Genomic DNA, 19,476 nt, shown 5'->3' with positions numbered 1-19,476 from the left:
GCTTGACCGGACGTGAGAGGCAGGGTCGTGGGTTCTGACGGCAGTATCAATGGCGACGAAGCCGTGACGGATGCCGCGCCCCGGCAGAAGCTCGAGAAGGTCGTCATCCGGTTCGCCGGCGACTCCGGCGACGGCATGCAGCTCACCGGCGACCGTTTCACCACCGAAGCCGCGCTCTTCGGCAATGATCTTGCGACGCAACCGAATTACCCCGCCGAGATCCGCGCGCCACAGGGCACGCTGCCCGGTGTGTCGTCGTTCCAGATCCAGATCGCCGACTACGACATCTTGACCGCGGGAGACCGGCCCGACGTGCTCGTCGCCATGAACCCCGCCGCGCTGAAGGCCAACGTGTCGGATCTGCCCCGTGGCGGCCTGATCATCGCCAACTCTGACGAGTTCACCAAGCGCAACCTGGCCAAGGTCGGCTATGACGCCAATCCGCTGGAGAACGACGAGCTGTCCGACTATGTCGTGCAGCCGGTTGCGATGACGACGCTGACGTTGGGCGCGGTCGAGGCCATCGGCGCGACCAAGAAAGACGGCCAGCGCGCCAAGAACATGTTCGCCCTCGGCCTGCTGTCCTGGATGTACGGGCGCGAGCTCGAGCACAGCGAGTCGTTCATCCGTGAGAAGTTCGCCCGCAAGCCCGACGTCGCCGAAGCCAACGTGCTCGCGCTCAAGGCCGGCTGGAACTACGGCGAGACCACCGAGGCGTTCGCCACCACCTACGAGGTGGCTCCCGCGAAGCTCAAGACCGGCGAGTACCGGCAGATCTCCGGCAACACCGCCCTGTCCTACGGACTCGTGGCCGCGGGGCATCTCGGTGATGTCCAGATCGTGCTCGGTACTTACCCGATCACCCCGGCGTCCGACATCCTCCACGAGCTGTCCAAGTACAAGCACTTCAACGTGATGACCTTCCAGGCCGAAGACGAGATTGCGGGCATCGGCGCGGCGATCGGTGCGTCCTACGGTGGCTCGCTGGGGATCACCAGCACGTCGGGGCCCGGTATCTCGCTGAAGTCCGAGGCGATCGGACTGGCTGTGATGACCGAGCTACCGCTGATCGTCGTCGATGTGCAGCGCGGCGGGCCGTCAACCGGTCTGCCGACCAAGACCGAGCAGGCTGACCTGCTGCAGGTGTTGTTCGGCCGCAACGGCGAGTCTCCGGTTGCGGTGATCGCCCCGCGGTCGCCGTCGGACTGCTTCGACGTCGCCGTCGAGGCCGCGCGTATCGCGATCAAGTACCACACGCCGGTGGTCATCCTGTCCGACGGCGCCATCGCCAACGGTTCCGAACCCTGGCAGATCCCTGACGTCAGCACCTACCCACCGATCAAGCACACCTTCGCGAAGACCGGCGAGCCGTTCGCGCCGTACGCACGCGATCCGGAGACGCTGGCACGCCAGTTCGCGATCCCCGGCACGCCGGGGCTCGAGCACCGGATCGGTGGCCTCGAGTCCGCCAACGGTTCGGGCAACATCTCCTACGAGCCCAAGAATCACGACCTGATGGTTCGGCTGCGTCAGGAGAAGGTGTCCGGCATCAAGGTGCCCGACCTGGAGGTCGACGATCCCAGCGGCGAGGCCGAGCTACTGCTGCTGGGCTGGGGTAGCAGCTACGGCCCCATCGGCGAAGCCTGCCGGCGGGCACGTCACAAGGGCATCAACGTCGCCCACGCGCAACTGCGCAACCTCAACCCGTTACCGGCCAACCTCGGCGACGTACTGAACCGCTATCCCAACGTCGTCCTGCCGGAGATGAACCTCGGACAGCTTGCTCTGCTGCTGCGCGGGAAGTTCCTCGTCGACATCCAGTCGGTGACCAAGGTGGAAGGCATGGCCTTCCTCGCCGACGAGGTCGAGGGCATCATCGAATCCGCGCTCGACGGCACGCTCAGCGAGAAGGAACTCGAAAAAGCCAAGTTCGCCCGGCTGGCTGCGGCCACCATCGAGGCCCCGGCAAGCGATGAGACGGTGGGAGTGAACGCATGACGACCAAGCGAGTAGCGAAGGCGGATCGCCGCATGACGACCAAGCGAGTAGCGAAGGCGGATCGCGCATGACAGATGTGATCGGCAATGACCTGGGTCTGACGGCCGCGTCGACCAAGATGAGCCTGGTCCCGACGACCGACCAACCGCAGAAGGCGAAGGATTTCACCAGCGACCAAGAGGTCCGCTGGTGCCCCGGCTGCGGGGACTACGTCATCCTCAACACCATTCGCAACTTCCTGCCCGAGTTGGGGCTGCGCCGCGAGAACATCGCGTTCGTCAGCGGTATCGGCTGCTCCAGCCGTTTCCCGTACTACCTGGAGACCTACGGTTTCCATTCGATCCACGGCCGCGCACCGACCATCGCGACCGGTCTGGCGCTGGCCCGCGAGGACCTGTCGGTCTGGGTCGTCACCGGTGACGGGGACGCACTGTCGATCGGCGGCAACCACCTGATCCACGCGCTCCGACGCAACATCAACATCACGATCCTGCTGTTCAACAACAGGATCTACGGCCTGACCAAGGGGCAGTACTCGCCGACGTCGGAGACCGGCAAGGTCACCAAGTCCACCCCGATGGGGTCGTTGGACTACCCGTTCAACCCGGTCTCGCTGGCCCTGGGCGCCGAGGCGACGTTCGTGGGCCGCGCGCTGGACTCCGACCGCAAGGGCCTTTCCGAGGTGCTGCGCGGAGCCGCCCAGCACCGCGGCGCGGCGCTCGTCGAGATCATGCAGGACTGCCCGATCTTCAACGACGGATCGTTCGACGCCCTCCGCAAGGAGGGTGCCGAGGAGCGCTTGATCAACGTCCGCCACGGTGAGCCGATCACGTTCGGCGCCGACGGCGAATACTGCGTGGTCAAGTCCGGGTTCGGGCTCGAAGCCGCCAAGACCGCCGATGTGTCGGCCGACGAGATCGTGGTGCACGACGCCACGGTCGAGGACCCTGCCTACGCGTTCGCACTGTCCCGGCTGTCAGAGCAGAACCTGGACCACATGGTCATGGGCATCTTCCGTCAGGTCAGCAAGCCCACGTACGACGATGCCGCGCGTGCACAGATCACGGCGGCGCGCGAAGCGAAGGCCCACGACACCGCCGCGCTGCAGTCGCTGCTGCGCGGTAAGGACACCTGGAACGTCGCTGAATCGACTAGCTGACTGCCGATAGCTGCTGCGCTAACGTCACGGTGTGACGTCTTCGCTCCCGCTGGCCGCTGTCGTACTCGCAGGTGGCGCCTCCAGGCGCATGGGTAGGGACAAGGCCACCCTTCCGTACGACGGCGCTCCTGGATCTCCCACATTGGTCGAGCGGGTGGTGTCGGTGATCAGTGCCCGCTGCCAACCCGTCTTCGTGATCGCCGCACCCGGCCAGGCCCTTCCGGATCTCGACGCCGTGGTGCTTCGTGACGAGATCCGCGGGGTCGGGCCGCTGCTGGCCACCGGCAGAGGTCTGCGGGCCGCGGCAGAAGCGGGTCGCGAGTACGCCTTCGTCTGTGCGGTGGACATGCCTGCGCTCACCACCGAGGTGATCGACCTGCTTGCCGACCCGGCCCAACGGCTCAGCGCCGACGTGGTGCTGCCGTGGGACGGTCGCACCCATTATCTGGCCGGGATCTACCGCACCTCGCTGCACGGCGTCATCACCGAGCTGCTTCAGGCTGGCCACCGCAGCATGCGGGCGCTGGCCCAAGCCGTCGAAACCCAGCGCATCGTGCTTCCCGAGCAGCCCGCGCTTGCGAACGTCAACACCCCCACCGACCTCGAGGCAGTGCAGCCCCCGCGATTGGCATAGCAAATTCGTGTCGGATATCGATCTTTTCCCAGGGCGCTTATTGCCATCCGACGACTTGAATTCATGCCGTTGTGTGATTGTGATTAGCGGACGAGAACAAATTCTCAGCCCCCGACCTGCGCTCCGCGCTCCGATGCCAAGTCGCCTGTGCGGCAGCAGATCTGATGCCGCCCCCCGGAGATGGCACGATCTTCTCTCGGCGCGGATGACGATGCAGCGTCCGGCATTCGGCTGACAACTCCTCCGTTTCGGAGAACTCACGCAACGTTGGAGGCCGGACCGTCGAAGTTGCCTTAGGGTTCCGGCGCGGGAGGCGCTCGGGTGACTGACCATCGGCCGATGGTCCATCAAAAGCGTTGCAACAGATGGATTATTGAGAGTATGCGATGACCGTCGAGCTCTCCGCGACGTGATGTCGCGCCCACGATGACCGACAGGCGCGGCGAAAAGTGTTGCCCTAAAACTCTTTTGATGTGGCTGCCGCAGGCCGGCCGTAGCGAACCTGCCAGGTGTCGGATGTGCCCTTCCGACGGGGTTGTGGCGCTGCCGAGGCGATTTCGCGCTGCACCGCGACCTGTGGCGGCGTGCTGCGGGTGGTCCAGCTCACAAAATCGCCGTGATTTGACTCACTGCCGCAGTAAGGGGATGGTCCGTCGACTGCGCCGTCAAACTTTGCGGTGACCTGCTATAACGCCGCACTGAGCGACTTGTGATCATTCCGTGATCTGTGCGGCGCACCTGAGAATCCGATATGACTTTGTCCAAATCGGTTTGTACGGTCCCTAACAGCTTCTTACGGAGCAAATAACTCAACAATCACGAACCAGCGTGTGAGGTGGGGTTGGGGCGGCTATCGGCTGCCCGCGGCCGCCGGATCGATGGATCCGGCCAGGTTCTCAGCGACCTCCCCTGTCGTGCCCGACCGAGACGGCACGACCCGATGAATCCGCCTGAATTCAGGCTTTGAGCCCGTGGGACATCTCTGTGTCCATGCGGGTGTCAGTGGTGCGCGCTAGGCGAAAGGACTGAAGTTGAAGAACATCCGCACAACGTTTGGGCTGGCCACCATCGCCGGAGCGCTTGCAGTGGCTCCGATGGCTGCGATCACTGGACTGGCGGCCGGAACTGCGAATGCGGACAGCGTCAACTGGGATGCTGTGGCCGCCTGTGAGTCGGGCGGTAACTGGTCGATCAACACGGGCAATGGCTACTACGGCGGCCTGCAGTTCACGATGGGCACCTGGCAGTCCAACGGTGGCGCCGGATCGCCGCACGCGGCCAGCCGCGAGGAGCAGATCCGCGTGGCCGAGAACGTCCTGCAGTCGCAGGGTATCGGCGCGTGGCCGACCTGCGGTGGACGCGGCTGACGCACAGACATGGAAAAGGCGGTATCGGCTCAGCCGATACCGCCTTTTCGTTTTTCGGCACAGTGAACCCCATTTCTCTCAGAGGCCTCTTACGTCAGTTAAGTAACGACTAAAACTTTCGCCTCTTCGGTAACAGGTGATGCGCATCACCCGACAGTGCAGGTAGCCGCAGCGTGGAAACGCAACGCTTCACCTGCGGGCCTTTGAGTCATAACGGTCGGGGAAGGACCGCAGAGATGAACGTTCGCAAGATTGTCAGCAAGGGTTTGATGGCCGCCGCCATTTCCGGTGCTCTCGCCGTCGTGCCGATGGCGATGGACGGTACGTCCGCCACCGCACACGCCGATTCCGTCAACTGGGACGCCATCGCGCAGTGTGAATCGGGCGGCAACTGGTCGATCAACACGGGCAACGGTCACTACGGCGGCCTGCAGTTCAAGCCGGCGACCTGGGCCTCCAACGGCGGTGTCGGGAGCCCGGCGGCCGCGCCGCGGCACGAGCAGATCCGTGTGGCCGAGAACGTGCTGCGCACGCAGGGCCTCAAGGCGTGGCCGAAGTGCGGCGCCAAGGGCATGGCCGCCCAGGTGTGGGGCACTCAGGCTCCCGTGGCGCAGGCCCCCGTCTCGACCCCGGCCACCGCGACGGCCAGCGGCTGCGCGAACCTGCCCACCTCCGCGTTCGGCGGCTTCGTCGACCTGCGCAAGATGTGCACCGCATTCCTCACGCCGCGGTCCGCGCGCTGAGCTGACGCCGTCAGCCCGCGAGATCCTGCGCGGTGGGTAGAACGAAAGCCGAACGGGCTGCGATCGACGCCAGGTGCCAGGTCACCAGCGACTCGGGGATCAGTGCGGTCGAGCGACTGGCGAGGCCGCTGAGGAATGCCGGACGCAGGTTGACGACCCGTCCGATGGTCGCAGACTCTCGCACGAGCGGGCGGACCCGTCGTCTCCGGTACGCGCCGAACCGCTCGAATGCGGTCGGCAGATCCGGCGCCAGGTCGACGAACCGGGCGAGAATCGCGGCATCCTCCAGGCCCTGGCACCCGCCCTGCCCCAGATGGGGGCGCATCGGGTGCGCCGCGTCGCCGACGATGACCGCTCGCCCGTGCGACCAGTGCTTCGGCTGGGCTCGGTCGTAGAGGTCGTTGCGCAGCAGATCGGCTGGATCCGTCGCGGCCAACAGCTCGGGGATCGGGTCGGCCCAGTCGGCCAACCTGGTCGTGAGATACGCGTGCTCGCCCTGCGGCGACGCGGCCCCTTCCGGGGTGCGTTCGGTGGCGAACCAGTAGGTGTGGTCGGGACCGAGCGGCACGTGGCCCACCTCGGCGCCGGCGGCCATGGTCTCGCCGGCCAATTCGGGATCCAACGCACACGCCGCCACCCCTCTCCACGCGGTGTATCCGGCGTAGCGACTGCGCAGCGGCCCGTTGAGGGTGCGCGCCACCATCGAGTTGACCCCGTCCGCCCCGACGACGGCGTCCACTTCTGCCGTCCGCCCGTCGGACAGAGCCACCACGACGGAGGACTCGCCGACGGCGACGGACGTCGCGGCCACACCGGTCTGCAGCGTTTCCGGCGGCAGCGCTGCCCGCAGAATGTCGGTCAGCACCGACCGGCGCACCACGACCAGTGGTTCCCCGAGCGCGGCGACGATCCGCTGAGCGGAGGGGCGGCGCAGCCACGTACCGTCGCGCCAGCGGATCGCGCCGCCGGTCACCCGCCCGCCGGCCTGGCGGACGCTGTCACCCAGTCCGATCTCGTCGAGCGCCGCCAACGCGTTCGGCCAGATGCTGATTCCCGCGCCGGACGCGGGGGCGCTGCGCTGTTCGACCACGGACACGTCGTGCCCGCTGCGCCTCAGTGCCACAGCGGTCGCCAGTCCGGCGATGCCCGCGCCGATCACGGTGATGTGCGCTGACATGCAGCGACCCTATCGGTGAGGCCGTCAAGTGGACGAGACAGCCAAGTCACACGGACGAAACGCAGGACTGGTTTCCTGAAGGGCAACCGTGTCAACCGCTGGTGTACCCGGAAGGTGTCGATGAAACCTGCCCTCGAGCTGACAAGCGTGCCCGCCTGGGCCACCGCCCCGACCCGCCCGCCGGCCGATACGTCCGGCCGGTACTGGACCGTTGTCGCTTTCGGCGACGCCGGCGCCGAGGTCGCCCGGGCGTGGACCGCCGAGATCGCCGCCACCGGGCGCGAATCGGGCCTGCGGGTGCACGCCGTCGACGACGGCGGGGACGAGCAGGCGCGCGCCGCACTGCGAGCCGATCTCGCCGAAGCGCGGGTCGGGTGGCGGCTGATGATGGCAGGCCCGGCCAGTGCCTGCCTGCGACTGCGGGCCGACGCGGTGGACGCGGGCGTCGCCGACGACGAGATGACCGTCGCATCGACCGATGTGGGGCAGCGGGCCGTGCACTGCGCGCACTGCCGGGCCGTGACCAGCGGGGCGATCCAGCTCGAAGACGTGGTGCCGTGCGCCGGGTGCGGACGCAAACTCTTTGTCTACTACCACGTTTCGCGGCGGCAAGGCCTCCATCTCGGCTTCATGGTGGACGCTGAGGGGCAGGAGGCGTCGTGACCTCTCTCAAACTGACCGTCGCCGATATCGACGACACGGTCGAGGGCATCCGAACCTTGACGCTCACCCATGTCGATGACACACCACTGCCGTCCTTCACCCCCGGCAGCCATCTTGTGGTGGAGTGCGGCGGCACCGCCAATGCCTATTCGCTGACCGGGGACGCGATCGCCCCTGCCGCGTATGTCATCTCGGTGCTCCGTCGTACCGGCGACGCGGTGGGTGCGCCCAGTGGCTCCCGGTGGATCCACGACGAACTCGCGGTGGGAGACACCGTGGTCGCGCGGGCACCCCGCAGCGCGTTCGCACCGATCCTGCGCGCGCGCAGACACCTTCTGGTGGCTGCGGGTATCGGCATCACCCCGATGGTGTCGCATCTGCGCAGCGCCCGACTGTGGGGGCGAGACGCGCGGCTGCTCTACATCCACCGGCAGGGGCGCGACGCGTACGTCGACACCGTCCGCGGTCTCACCGACCACGCGTCCATCCACACCCGCCGAGCGGATTTCGCCAGTGAGTTGTCGTCCACCCTGGCCGATCAGCCGTTCGGCACCCACCTCTACATCTGTGGGCCCGAGGCCTTCATCGAGTTCGTCGCCGCCACGGCCACCGTGCTCGGCTGGCCCGGAAGTCGAATTCACGTCGAACACTTCGGATCCGACGCACTCGATCCCGGTGAGCCGTTCTCGGTGCAGGTCAGTTCAACCGGTGAATGCTTCACCGTCGACTCCGGGGTCTCGCTGCTGGAAGCCCTGGAGAGCCGTGGCGTCGCTGTTCCCAATCTGTGCCGGCGCGGCGTCTGCGGGGAATGTCGCATCCCGGTGTCGGCGGGAACGATCACTCACCGCGACCTGTACCTGTCCGACGATGAGAAAAGTGCCGGGGACGCGTTGATGGCGTGCGTATCCCGTGCGCACGGAGAGACCTTGGAGCTGGCCCTGTGATATCCGCGCCCGATCTGATCGAGACCTTTCCGTTCCCGTTCGTCGCGGACACCTACCGTTACAGCACCAACGTCGAGCCCGCCGGTTCGTCGGTGCACACCCCGGCGGGTCGGTGGGGGGAGCGTGTCGTCGACATCGACAGCGAGTACGAAACAGAACTCGCCGAACGTGCCGACATCCTGGCCGCCGACGCGACCCGCTACGCCGTGCTGCCGCACATGCGGCCGGCCTGCTGGGACGTGATGCTCACCCTGATGCGGGAGCTGGCATCGTCCTACCCCGACACCATGTCGCTCGAGCGGCACGGCAGCGGCTGGCGCTGGCGCAACGACCGGCTGGATATCACACAGGATTTCGTGATCGGTGACGAGTCGACGCTGCCTGCCGAACCCTTGGCCTACATCGCCGGACAGGTTCAGGAGGACATCGTGCTGCTCGACCAGCGCGACGGTGACCTGTTCGGCGATGCCGGTGTGGTGACGTTCGCCGCCGACTGGTCGTTCGGGTTCGACGTCGGCATGACGTTCCTGGAGATCCACGGTCCTGTCCCGAGGCTGCGGGAGACGGGTGTGATCACCCGGGCCCGCGAGTTCCTGATGCGTCTCCAACCGGGTGAGAGCTACCGGCGCACCAACTGGTCGATGACAGTCGGTCGCCGTCTTGATGTCTCGACCGAGCGGTACCACGAATGGGGTCCCGACCGGACGATGATCCAGACAGTGCCCGACGCGGAGTTCGGTCGCCTGGTGCATCTGCGGGTCGAGGTCCAGCATCTGATCCGGCTGCCCGAGTCAGGGGCGATCTGCTTTTTGATCCGGACCTACATGTTGCCGCTCGCCGACATTGCGACCTTCGGCCCATGGCGGGAGCGGGCCATCGAGGTGCTCACCGAACTGCCCGACGACATGGCCGACTACAAGGGCATCATCGCCTACCGCGACCGCGCGGTGGACTGGCTACGTAACGCCGGCTGATCCAGTCGCCGAATGCACGGTTTCTGACGGATCTAAACCGGCGGTCTCAAGCGGTGGTTGCAACAGTGGGTGGGTTGAACGGGTTGGACAGTAGTTCGTCGAGGGCTTCGGCGGGTGTTTTCCAGCCCAGCGTCTGGCGGGGCCGCCGGTTGAGTTTGGATGCCACGACGTCGAGATAGTCGGCCGGAAACACCGATAAGTCAGTGCCTTTGGCAAACCACTGACGCAATAGTCCATTGGTGTTCTCGTTGGTTCCGCGCTGCCAGGGCGAGTGCGGGTCGCAGAAGTAGATATCGAGCTCGGTCGCTGCGGCGATCTGGATGTGGTTAGACATCTCCTTGCCCTGGTCCCAAGTTAGCGTTTGACGCAAGATCTGCGGCAGCGTCGCCATTTTGGCCACGATCGCCTACTGGACCGCTTCAGCACCGTGGCCATGAGGCAGATGCAGCAGCATCGTGAAGCGTGTCGTGCGTTCCACCAGAGTGCCGATGGCAGATCCGGACTTGGTGCTGCCCATGATGAGATCGCCCTCCCAATGCCCAGGCACGGCACGATCGGCCACCTCGGGCGGGCGCTCGCTGATGTTGATCATGTTCGGGATACGACCGCGGCGCTCACCGCTGCGCCGACGCGGTGTGCGCAACGCCCGCCCGGTGCGCAGGCAGGTGTGCAACTCACGACGTAAACCGCCCCTGCCCTGCAGGTAAAGGGCCTTGTAGATGGTTTCGGCAGACACCCACATCTCCGGATCGTCGGGAAAATCGCGCCGCAGCCCGGCGGCGATCTGAGCGGGGCTGTGGAACTCTTCTAACCGAGTCTGTACCTCGGTGCGCAGTCGGTCGCTGCCGGCCAGCACACCCGTCTTGGGTCGACGCGCCCGGCGTTGGCTTTTCGACTGTGCCACCGTGGCCCGGTAGCGCGGCTTCCGTTCTGGTCCACCACGCCACGGGGCACCGAATCGATACTGCGGCCGGTAGTGATTGCGGCCGATCACGCTGTTGTTCTTGATCTCCCGCGAGATCGTCGACGGCGCTCGTCCCAGCCGCCGCGCGATGTCACGTACTGGATCCCCGGCGGCCACCCCTAACGCGATCTCTTCGCGTTCTTCAAAACTCAACCGCGGTCGCCGGCGCGGCCCTGGTCGCACCTGGTGTGGTTTCACGCCACCCACGGCAGCAAACCAACCGTGCCCAGCACTAGCAGACACGCCGACAGCCACACCGGCTTCCCGCGGCGACAAACCCTGACCTATCAGCCGCCAAAACTCATCAACAACAGACCTCACCGGAGACGGACGCATCACAGCCCCTAACTAGGAACTGTTGCAAACACCCCTAGAAGCCAAAACCCAGAATCCGTCAGAAACCGTACATTCGGCGCAATGCGAAAAATCGCCCGGATCCTTTCGGATCCGGGCGATTTCGCGTTCACGGGGATTGTCAGTATGCCGGTGGTTCGCCTTCGGCGGCCGGTCCCTTCTCAACGGGGGTGTGTTCGATGATCGCCTTGTAGGCGTGGTTCTCGTGCTGGATCATCCGGACGAAGAATCCCACGAAGAGCACGACTGCGAGGATGAAGAACAGCCAGGTGCCCAACGAGTTCCCGCCGAACGTGAAGACGACGCCAGGTACGTCGTAGCTGTCGATCGGGCTGAACATTTATTTCACCTCCTCACCGGCGACCAGGACTGCGGTGCCGCTGCTGGAGCGCATCGCGGTCACCGGAATACCCTCCGGGTACGGCGTGGCCGGCACCTCGGACAGATCCAGGCCCTGCTCCTCGACCTCCGGCGGGATTCGGAGCAGTCCGGCCTTCTTCAGCAACAGCGACAGCAGGTAGGTCGGGAAGAACCCCAGCGCGGCGAACACGACGGCGCCGACGAGCTGACCCCAGAACGAGATCGACGGGTTCCCATCGGTATTCGGGTATCCCGCGAGGAATACGCCGGCCATGATCACCGAGTACAAACCCATACCTGCGTGCACCGCGACCGCGCCCACCACGTCGTCGATCTTCATCTTGTCGAGCAGCTTGCCGATGAACGGCACCAGACCGCCGCCGACGAGTGCGATGACAAAGGTGAGTGCGGGGTGGTAGAGATCCATGCCTGCCGCGACGGCGATCACACCGGCCAGGCCGCCGGAGATGGTCCAGAACGGTTCACCGCGCGACATGACGTATGCGCCGATGATTCCGCCGACCATGCCCATCAGGGTGTTGAAGGCGAACGCGCTCAACGTCGTCGGGCTTCCGTAGATCGTCGCGTAGCCGGTGGGGCCGTAGATCACGCAGCCCATCAGGAAGCCGAAGAAGCCGGTGAAGATCAGGAACAGGCCGAGCATGGTCAGCGGAAGGTTGTGCGGCCGGATGGTCACGGCGGTGCCATCGGGCAGGAACCGGCCGATCCTCGGGCCGAGGTTGATCAGGATGCCCAGAGCGGCGAAACCGGCGATCATGTGCACGCACCCCGCCGCGCCCACGTCGTGGAAGCCGAGCTTGGTCAACATCCATCCGGCGCCGTGCCACCCCCACGCTGCCCCGATGATCCACACGACCGAACCGACGAAGACCGTCAGGATCAGGAAGCCGCTGGTCCGGATGCGTTCCAGCACAGCGCCCGACATGATCGAGCCGGTGGTGGCCGCGAACAGGGCGAAGGCGCCCCAGAAGATGCCGCTGGCGGGGTCGTCGGTGTTGGGCCCCATGTTGTCGCTCCACGGCAGCGCAGCTTTGGCCGCGTCGCTGAACTCGAGGAAGCCGCTGGGCATCGCGTTGTAGAGGAACCAGCCGACGAAGAAGAAGGACGCGACGATGGTGGCGAACGCCAGCAGGTTCTTCATCGCGGTCGCGAGCACGTTCTTCGACCGGGATGCGCCGATCTCGTAGGCGAGGAAGCCCGCGTGGATGAGCATCATCAGTGCGATGGACATCCAATAGAAGAACTCGTTGTTGACTGCGGCCATGGACGCAAGCGCGTCCTCGACTTCGGGTGTCAAGGGGACCTCCGCCGGTGGGGTTTCGGGTGGCTACACGAGAACACGGGGTTTATTCGTAGTGTTCTCGAGGTACTGATGGTGTACGAAGCTTGACGCTAACTGTGTGAATGTGTCCCACCTGTCAAGGCGCGTTAATTCCACGTGAAGTCGTCTCGGGCAGTGTGTTACGAAGTGCGCATGAGTGATCACGCCGCGACGTCGTCTCCGTTTCACGATCTCGACGACTTCATGTCGCTGCCCCGGGTGTCCGGACTCGCGGTGTCACCCGACGGTTCTCGCCTCGTCACCACGGTGTCATGCCTCGACGACAAGCACACCGCATTCGTCGGAGCGCTGTGGGAGCTGGACCCCGCGGGGCGACAGCCTGCCCGCCGACTTACCCACGGCGCCAAGGGGGAATCGTCCCCGGAGTTCACCGCCGACGGCGATCTGCTCTTCCTCGCGGTGCGGCCGACTCCCGACGACGACGCGCCGCCGCAGTCACTCTGGTGCCTGCCGGTATCAGGCGGGGAGGCGCACGTCGTCGCGGAGCTACCCGGCGGAGTCGACGGCGTGGTGTCGGCCGGTGCGACGACGGTGGCCGTCTCGTCACTGCTGCCCTCGGCCACCGGCGTCGAGCAGGACGGCCGGCTGCGGACGCTACGCAAGGACAACAAGGTCTCGGCGGTATTGCACGCCGGATACCCCGTGCGCCACTGGGATCACGACCTCGGCCCGGCGCAGGGACATCTGTTCAGCGTCGGCGACGCCGCACCGCATGACCTGACCCCGAGCCCCGGGGACGGACTGCGTGATGCACACGTCGATGTCAGCCGCGACGGGGCCTTCGTCGTCACCACCTGGCAGGTGCCGGCACCCGGCGCGAGCCGCCGCACCACGCTGGTGCGCATCGAGGTGGCGACCGGGCAGCGGTCCACGATCGTCGACGATCCGGCCGCCGATGTGGGCCATCCGGCGATAGCACCCGACGGGCGCTCAGTCGCATACACCCGTGAGACGATCTCCACCCCCCACGCTGCGCCGCGAATCACCCTGTGCGTGTTGCGGTTCGGGGAGGAGCCCGTGGAGTTGACCGGTGAGTGGGACCGGTGGCCGACGTCGGTGGCCTGGACGGCCGACGGTGCGTCGCTGATCGTGACCGCTGATGACCACGGTCGCGGTCCGATCTTCACGGTTGACCCAAGCTCCGGCGCGGTGCACCCGCTCGTCGCGGACGACTTCACCTACACCGACGTGCATTCGGCCCCGGATGGTGCGGTCTTCGCGTTGCGCAGCTCGTACGTCACACCCGCGCACCCGGTCCGCATCGACGCCGACGGATCGGTGCACGAACTGCCGTGCGTGCCTGCGCCCGCCATCCCCGGCACGCTGACCGAGGTGACCGCGGTAGCGGACGACGGACAGCAGATCCGGTCGTGGCTCGCCCTCCCACCCGGGTCGGAGCCTGCCCCGCTGTTGCTGTGGATCCACGGCGGTCCGCTGGCGAGCTGGAATGCCTGGCACTGGCGGTGGAATCCGTGGGTGATGGTCGCCAAGGGCTACGCGGTAATGCTGCCCGATCCGGCCCTGTCGACCGGGTACGGCCAGGACTTCATCCAACGAGGTTGGGGGTCTTGGGGATTCGCTCCCTACACCGACCTGATGGCGGCCGTCGACGCCGCCTGCGCCCATCCCCGGGTTGACGAGACGCGCACCGCGGCGATGGGAGGGTCGTTCGGCGGATACATGGCCAACTGGATCGCCGGACATACCGACCGCTTCGCCGCGATCGTCACCCACGCCAGCCTCTGGGCGCTCGACCAGTTCGGTGGGACCACCGACGGTGCGTACTGGTGGGCCAGGGAGATGACGCCGGAGATGTCGGCCGCGAACTCGCCGCACCTGTTCGTCTCCCAGATCTCCACGCCGATGCTGGTGATCCACGGAGACAAGGACTACCGCGTGCCGATCGGGGAGGGCCTGCGGCTCTGGTACGAGCTGCTGAGTCGCTCGGGTCTTCCCGCCGCCGAGGACGGAACCACCGAGCACCGCTTTCTCTACTTTCCGTCAGAGAATCACTGGGTGCTCAGTCCCTCGCACGCCAAGATCTGGTATCAGGTGGTGCTGGCTTTCCTGGCCGATCACGTGCTCGGCCAGGACGCCGAGCTGCCGGAGGCGCTCGGGTAGCGTCGGCGAACATGAGCGCAGATGTGGGAGCACACGACCGGGAGTACGACATCGTCCTCTACGGCGCCAGCGGGTTCGTCGGGAAACTGACCGCCCAGTACCTGGCCGTGGCGGGCTCCGGCGCGCGGATCGCGCTGGCCGGCCGCTCCACCGATCGGCTGTTGGCGGTGCGCGAGTCGTTGCCGGAGGCGGCACAGGACTGGCCATTGATCGTCGCCGACGCGTCGCAACCGTCGACCATCAACGCGCTGGCGGCGCGCACCCGCGTCGTCGTCACGACGGTCGGCCCGTACCTGCGCTACGGCCTCCCGCTGGTGGCTGCGTGTGCGGCGGCGGGTACCGACTACGCCGACCTGACCGGTGAGACGCTCTTCGTCCGCAAGGCCATCGACCTCTACCACAAGCAGGCCGTCGACACAGGCGCCCGCATCGTGCATGCCTGCGGATTCGACTCCATCCCTTCTGATCTCAGCGTCTTCGCCCTGTTCCGACAGGCCGAGCGGGACGGCGCCGGGCAGCTCGGCGACACCAACTTCGTGGTACGCACCTTCGCCGGAGGGGCGTCGGGCGGCACCATCGCGTCGATGGTGGAACTGGCACGGGAGGCCTCCACCGATCCCGAGGGCCGCCAGCTGATCAACGATCCGTACACGCTGAGCCCCGACCGCGTCGCCGAACCCGAACTCGGCGCCCAGCCCGACGCGCGGTGGCGGCGCGGCCGCGACATCGCCCCCGAACTGAACGGCTACTGGGTCGGCGCGTTTCCGATGGCCATCCCCAACACCCGCATCGTGAGGCGCACCAACGCACTGCTGGAATACGCCTACGGCAAGCGTTTCGAGTATGCAGAGCAGATGAGTCTCGGCCGTTCCGTCGGCGCACCCCTCATCGCGGCCATGGCGACGGTGGGCAACGTCGCGACGATGGAACTCGGCAGCCGCTACATCAACCGGGTGCCCCGCGCCGCACTGGAGCGGGTCCTGCCCAAGCCGGGCACCGGGCCCAGCGAGCAGTCCCGGGAACGCGGCCACTACACGGTAGAGACCTACACCAAGACGTCGGACGGCACCCGCTACCTGGCCAGGATGTCGCAGCAGGGCGACCCCGGCTACAAGGCGACCTCGGTCCTGCTCGGCGAGAGCGGCCTTGCACTCGCGCTGGACCGCGACAAGCTCTCTGACCTGCGCGGAATCCTGACGCCGGCCGCGGCGATGGGCGATGCGCTGCTGGCCCGTTTCCCCGCCGCCGGGGTTGCGCTGGATGTGTCACGGCTGAACTGACCGAACCGGGCCCGGGGTATGTCGCGCAGGCTTACTGTCGATTCATGGCTGACCTCGATGAACTCTTTCGCGAGATTCCCACCGGGCAGATCGCGACCAGGCTCGGCGTCGACGAGGGCGAGGTGAGCAGCGCCGTCAAAACGCTGCTGCCGGTGCTCGTCGGGGGCCTGCAACACAACGCACAGGACCCCGGTACGGCGTCGAACATCGCCTCCGCGGCCAACAACCACGCCGCCAGCGGGCTGCTCGACGGCGGTGTCAGCGTCGACCAGGTCGACGAGTCCGACGGGTCCAAGGCCGTCGCGAAGATCTTCGGCGGCAACGACACCGCTCAGGTGGCCTCCGCGCTGTCCAGCGGCGGTGCCGGCAACAGCGAGCTGATCAACAAGCTGTTGCCGATCCTGGCCCCGATCGTGCTCGCCTACATCGGCAGGAAACTCACCGGCGGCCAGGCGGCGCCCGGGCAGTCCGGGGGAGGTGGCCTCGGCGACATCCTCGGCGGCATGCTGGGCGGCGGCCGTGGTGGAAGTGCCGCGGACAACCCGCTCGGCAGCATCCTCGGCAGTGTGCTGGGCGGCGACAAGGCCGGCGGCCTCGGTGACATCCTGGGTGGGTTGCTGGGCGGACGGAAGTAGCGCGGGCCACCAGGCCGGACGCAGTAGTTCCCGGAGCCTTCCTAGAATGGCGCGGTGACCTCCCCGCCCCACGCCACCGGCGACGCCTCGAGCGTCCCTGAGCTCGATGCCCTCCCCAAGTCCTGGGATCCGGGCGCAGTAGAGAGCGACCTGTACGACGGCTGGGTCAAGGCCGGTTACTTCACCGCCGACCCCAGCAGCGACAAGCCGCCGTACTCGATCGTGCTGCCGCCCCCCAACGTCACCGGCAGCCTGCACATGGGCCACGCCCTCGACCACACGCTGATGGACGCGCTGACCAGGCGCAAGCGCATGCAGGGTTACGAGGTGCTGTGGTTGCCGGGGATGGATCACGCCGGCATCGCCACCCAGAGCGTGGTCGAGAAGCAACTCGCGGTCGACGGTAAGACCAAAGAGGACTTCGGCCGCGAGCTCTTCATCGACAAGGTCTGGGACTGGAAGCGCGAGTCCGGCGGCACCATCGGTGCGCAGATGCGCAGGATCGGCGACGGGGTGGACTGGAGCCGCGACCGGTTCACGATGGACGAGGGCCTGTCCCGTGCCGTGCGCACGATCTTCAAGAGGCTCTTCGACGCCGGGCTGATCTACCAGGCCGAGCGACTGGTCAACTGGTCGCCGGTCCTGGAGACCGCGATCTCCGACCTCGAGGTGAAATACGAAGACGTCGAGGGCGAGCTGGTGTCGTTCCGGTACGGCTCGATGAACGACGACGAACCGCACATCGTCGTGGCGACGACCCGGTTGGAGACGATGCTCGGCGACACCGCGATCGCGGTGCACCCCGACGACGACCGCTATCGCAACCTCGTCGGCAAGAGGCTGCCGCATCCGTTCCTGGACGGTGACATCATCATCGTGGCCGACGCGCACGTCGACCCCGAATTCGGAACGGGTGCAGTCAAAGTCACCCCGGCGCACGATCCGAACGACTTCGAGATCGGGCTACGCCATCAGCTGCCGATGCCGACGATGCTCGACACCAAAGGCCGGATCGCCGACACCGGAACGCAATTCGACGGCATGGACCGCTTCGAGGCGCGGGTCGCGGTGCGCGAGGCGCTGGCCGCGGAAGGCCGCATCGTCGCGGAGAAGCGCCCCTACCTGCACAGCGTGGGCCATTCCGAGCGCAGCGGCGAGCCCATCGAACCCCGACTCAGCCTGCAGTGGTGGGTCAAGGTGGAGTCGCTGGCCAAGGCATCCGGAGATGCAGTCCGCAACGGCGACACGGTGATTCATCCCGCCAGCCTGGAGCCGCGCTGGTTCGCCTGGGTCGACAACATGCACGACTGGTGCATCTCACGGCAGCTGTGGTGGGGACACCGCATCCCGATCTGGCACGGACCCGAGGGCCAGACGGTGTGCGTCGGCCCGGACGAGACGCCGCCGGACGGTTGGGAGCAGGACCCCGATGTGCTGGATACGTGGTTCAGCTCCGCGCTGTGGCCGTTCTCGACGATGGGATGGCCGGACCGCACGCCCGAGTTGGAGAAGTTCTACCCGACCACCGTGCTGGTGACCGGCTACGACATCCTGTTCTTCTGGGTGGCGCGGATGATGATGTTCGGCACGTTCATCGGCGACGACCCCGCCATCACAGGGGACGGTGCCCGGCCTCCGCAGGTTCCCTTCGAGAATGTGTTCCTGCACGGGCTGATTCGCGACGAATTCGGTCGCAAGATGAGCAAGTCGCGGGGCAATGGCATCGACCCGCTTGACTGGGTGGAGACGTTCGGTGCCGACGCGTTGCGGTTCACACTCGCGCGTGGCGCCAGTCCGGGCGGTGACCTCGCCATCGGCGAGGACCACGCCCGCGCCTCCCGGAACTTCGCCACGAAATTGTTCAACGCCACCAGGTTCGCGTTGCTCAACGGCGCCAGCCCCGCCCCGCTGCCCCCGGTCGACGCACTCACCGACGCCGACCGTTGGATCCTCGGTCGGCTCGAGGAGGTCCGCGCCGAGGTCGATGGCGCGTTCGACTCGTACGAGTTCAACCGGGCCTGCGAATCGCTGTACCACTTCGCATGGGACGAGTTCTGCGACTGGTACCTGGAGCTGGCCAAGGTGCAGCTGAGCCAGGAAGAGGCACACACCGCACGCACCACCGCGGTGCTGGCCTTCGTGCTCGACGTCCTGCTCAAGCTGCTGCACCCGGTGATGCCGTTCGTCACCGAGGTGCTGTGGAAGACGCTGACCGGGGGAGAGTCGCTCGTCGTCGCCGACTGGCCCGCACCCACCGGTTTCGCAGTGGATCACGCTGCGGCGCAACGGGTCTCCGACATGCAGAAGCTCATCACCGAGGTGCGGAGGTTCCGCAGCGATCAGGGTCTGGCCGATCGCCAGCGGGTTCCCGCCCGGCTGTCGCAGGTGTCCGCCGCCGGTCTGGACGACCACGTCGCCGCGGTGACGGCACTGGCCTGGCTGACGCCACCGGCCGACGAGTTCAGCCCGTCGGCATCGGTGGAAGTGCGTTTGACCACGGCAACGGTGCTGGTCGAGCTCGACACCTCGGGCACCGTCGACGTGGAAGCCGAGCGCCGCAGGCTGGAGAAGGACCTCGCCGCCGCGCAGAAGGAGCTGGCGGGCACGTCGGCGAAGCTCGGCAACGAGGCGTTCCTGGCCAAGGCGCCCGCCGCGGTCGTGGACAAGATCAAGGCACGCCAGCAGCTTGCCGGCGAGGAAGTGGAACGGATCACCGCCCGCATGGGCGCCCTCTCATGAC

At 66.6% G+C, this 19,476-nt stretch carries 15 protein-coding genes and 1 pseudogene; 12 read left to right on the top strand and 4 right to left on the bottom strand.

Annotated elements, in window-relative coordinates; genetic code table 11:
* Positions 1-12 precede the first annotated feature (12 nt).
* From EL337_RS18635 to EL337_RS18615, 5 genes are all read left to right on the top strand, one after another.
* The gene (locus EL337_RS18635; RefSeq protein WP_370737145.1) at positions 13-1,998 is read left to right on the top strand and encodes a 2-oxoacid:acceptor oxidoreductase subunit alpha; all 1,986 of its coding nucleotides are present in this window, start codon (positions 13-15) and stop codon (positions 1,996-1,998) included.
* Positions 1,999-2,065: 67 nt separating this feature from the next.
* A complete protein-coding gene (locus EL337_RS18630; RefSeq protein WP_048632115.1) occupies positions 2,066-3,157 on the top strand; it encodes a 2-oxoacid:ferredoxin oxidoreductase subunit beta in 1,092 nt (363 codons plus the stop codon).
* Between the two features lie 31 nt (positions 3,158-3,188).
* Positions 3,189-3,791, top strand: a complete 603-nt coding sequence (mobA, locus tag EL337_RS18625; protein ID WP_083443052.1) for a molybdenum cofactor guanylyltransferase — start codon at positions 3,189-3,191, stop codon at positions 3,789-3,791.
* Positions 3,792-4,822: 1,031 nt separating this feature from the next.
* Positions 4,823-5,158, top strand: coding sequence for a transglycosylase family protein (locus tag EL337_RS18620; protein WP_048632117.1), 336 nt, complete (start codon positions 4,823-4,825; stop codon positions 5,156-5,158).
* Between the two features lie 236 nt (positions 5,159-5,394).
* Positions 5,395-5,901, top strand: coding sequence for a transglycosylase family protein (locus EL337_RS18615; RefSeq protein ID WP_048632118.1), 507 nt, complete (start codon positions 5,395-5,397; stop codon positions 5,899-5,901).
* A gap of 10 nt (positions 5,902-5,911) precedes the next feature.
* On the opposite strand, the gene EL337_RS18610 is transcribed toward EL337_RS18615, so the two are convergent.
* Entirely contained in the window at positions 5,912-7,078 is a 1,167-nt protein-coding gene (locus EL337_RS18610) for an FAD-dependent oxidoreductase (RefSeq protein WP_048632119.1), read from the bottom strand.
* Positions 7,079-7,198: 120 nt separating this feature from the next.
* Here EL337_RS18610 and EL337_RS18605 point away from each other — a divergent pair, with 120 nt between their 5' ends.
* Genes EL337_RS18605 through EL337_RS18595 form a run of 3 tightly spaced genes read left to right on the top strand, consistent with a single transcriptional unit; the run spans position 7,199 to position 9,659 of the window.
* A complete protein-coding gene (locus EL337_RS18605; RefSeq protein WP_048632159.1) occupies positions 7,199-7,741 on the top strand; it encodes a dimethylamine monooxygenase subunit DmmA family protein in 543 nt (180 codons plus the stop codon).
* Positions 7,738-8,685 carry a PDR/VanB family oxidoreductase gene (locus tag EL337_RS18600; protein WP_048632120.1) on the top strand — a complete coding sequence of 316 codons (948 nt, stop codon included), beginning with the start codon at positions 7,738-7,740 and terminating at the stop codon, positions 8,683-8,685. Before EL337_RS18605 ends, EL337_RS18600 begins: the two co-directional genes overlap by 4 nt.
* On the top strand, positions 8,682-9,659 hold the full coding sequence (locus EL337_RS18595; RefSeq protein WP_048632121.1) for a heme-dependent oxidative N-demethylase family protein: 978 nt from the start codon (positions 8,682-8,684) through the stop codon (positions 9,657-9,659). The genes EL337_RS18600 and EL337_RS18595 overlap by 4 nt, the downstream gene beginning before the upstream one ends.
* A gap of 46 nt (positions 9,660-9,705) precedes the next feature.
* On the opposite strand, the pseudogene EL337_RS18590 reads toward EL337_RS18595, so the two are convergent.
* From EL337_RS18590 to EL337_RS18580, 3 genes and pseudogenes are all read right to left on the bottom strand, one after another.
* Positions 9,706-10,959, bottom strand: a pseudogene (locus tag EL337_RS18590) (IS30 family transposase).
* Positions 10,960-11,098: 139 nt separating this feature from the next.
* Positions 11,099-11,317 carry a hypothetical protein gene (locus tag EL337_RS18585; RefSeq protein ID WP_048633178.1) on the bottom strand — a complete coding sequence of 73 codons (219 nt, stop codon included), beginning with the start codon at positions 11,315-11,317 and terminating at the stop codon, positions 11,099-11,101.
* On the bottom strand, positions 11,318-12,655 hold the full coding sequence (locus tag EL337_RS18580) for an ammonium transporter (protein WP_048633179.1): 1,338 nt from the start codon (positions 12,653-12,655) through the stop codon (positions 11,318-11,320).
* Positions 12,656-12,832: 177 nt separating this feature from the next.
* Here EL337_RS18580 and EL337_RS18575 point away from each other — a divergent pair, with 177 nt between their 5' ends.
* Genes EL337_RS18575 through EL337_RS18560 form a run of 4 tightly spaced genes read left to right on the top strand, consistent with a single transcriptional unit; the run spans position 12,833 to position 19,475 of the window.
* Positions 12,833-14,821 carry a S9 family peptidase gene (locus tag EL337_RS18575; RefSeq protein ID WP_048633180.1) on the top strand — a complete coding sequence of 663 codons (1,989 nt, stop codon included), beginning with the start codon at positions 12,833-12,835 and terminating at the stop codon, positions 14,819-14,821.
* 11 nt (positions 14,822-14,832) lie between these two features.
* On the top strand, positions 14,833-16,101 hold the full coding sequence (locus EL337_RS18570; protein WP_048633181.1) for a saccharopine dehydrogenase family protein: 1,269 nt from the start codon (positions 14,833-14,835) through the stop codon (positions 16,099-16,101).
* A gap of 44 nt (positions 16,102-16,145) precedes the next feature.
* Positions 16,146-16,736, top strand: a complete 591-nt coding sequence (locus tag EL337_RS18565; RefSeq protein ID WP_048633182.1) for a DUF937 domain-containing protein — start codon at positions 16,146-16,148, stop codon at positions 16,734-16,736.
* Between the two features lie 54 nt (positions 16,737-16,790).
* Complete coding sequence (locus EL337_RS18560) at positions 16,791-19,475, top strand: valine--tRNA ligase (protein ID WP_048633183.1); 2,685 nt, start codon at positions 16,791-16,793, stop codon at positions 19,473-19,475.
* Position 19,476: the final 1 nt, after the last annotated feature.

The organism is Mycolicibacterium aurum, from assembly GCF_900637195.1.
GTDB classification, from domain to species: Bacteria; Actinomycetota; Actinomycetes; order Mycobacteriales; family Mycobacteriaceae; genus Mycobacterium; species Mycobacterium aurum.
The sequence above is the reverse complement of the archived record's forward strand: the minus strand, read 5'-3'. Positions and strand labels throughout refer to the sequence as shown.

Bases quoted from the DNA above. Each gene is read 5' to 3' on its own strand.
- EL337_RS18630 (WP_048632115.1), top strand. From the start codon at position 2,066: ATGACAGATGTGATCGGCAATGACCTGGGTCTGACGGCCGCGTCGACC.
- EL337_RS18615 (WP_048632118.1), top strand. From the start codon at position 5,395: ATGAACGTTCGCAAGATTGTCAGCAAGGGTTTGATGGCCGCCGCCATT.
- EL337_RS18610 (WP_048632119.1), bottom strand. From the start codon at position 7,078: ATGTCAGCGCACATCACCGTGATCGGCGCGGGCATCGCCGGACTGGCG.
- EL337_RS18605 (WP_048632159.1), top strand. From the start codon at position 7,199: ATGAAACCTGCCCTCGAGCTGACAAGCGTGCCCGCCTGGGCCACCGCC.
- EL337_RS18585 (WP_048633178.1), bottom strand. From the start codon at position 11,317: ATGTTCAGCCCGATCGACAGCTACGACGTACCTGGCGTCGTCTTCACG.
- EL337_RS18575 (WP_048633180.1), top strand. From the start codon at position 12,833: ATGAGTGATCACGCCGCGACGTCGTCTCCGTTTCACGATCTCGACGAC.
- EL337_RS18570 (WP_048633181.1), top strand. From the start codon at position 14,833: ATGAGCGCAGATGTGGGAGCACACGACCGGGAGTACGACATCGTCCTC.
- EL337_RS18565 (WP_048633182.1), top strand. From the start codon at position 16,146: ATGGCTGACCTCGATGAACTCTTTCGCGAGATTCCCACCGGGCAGATC.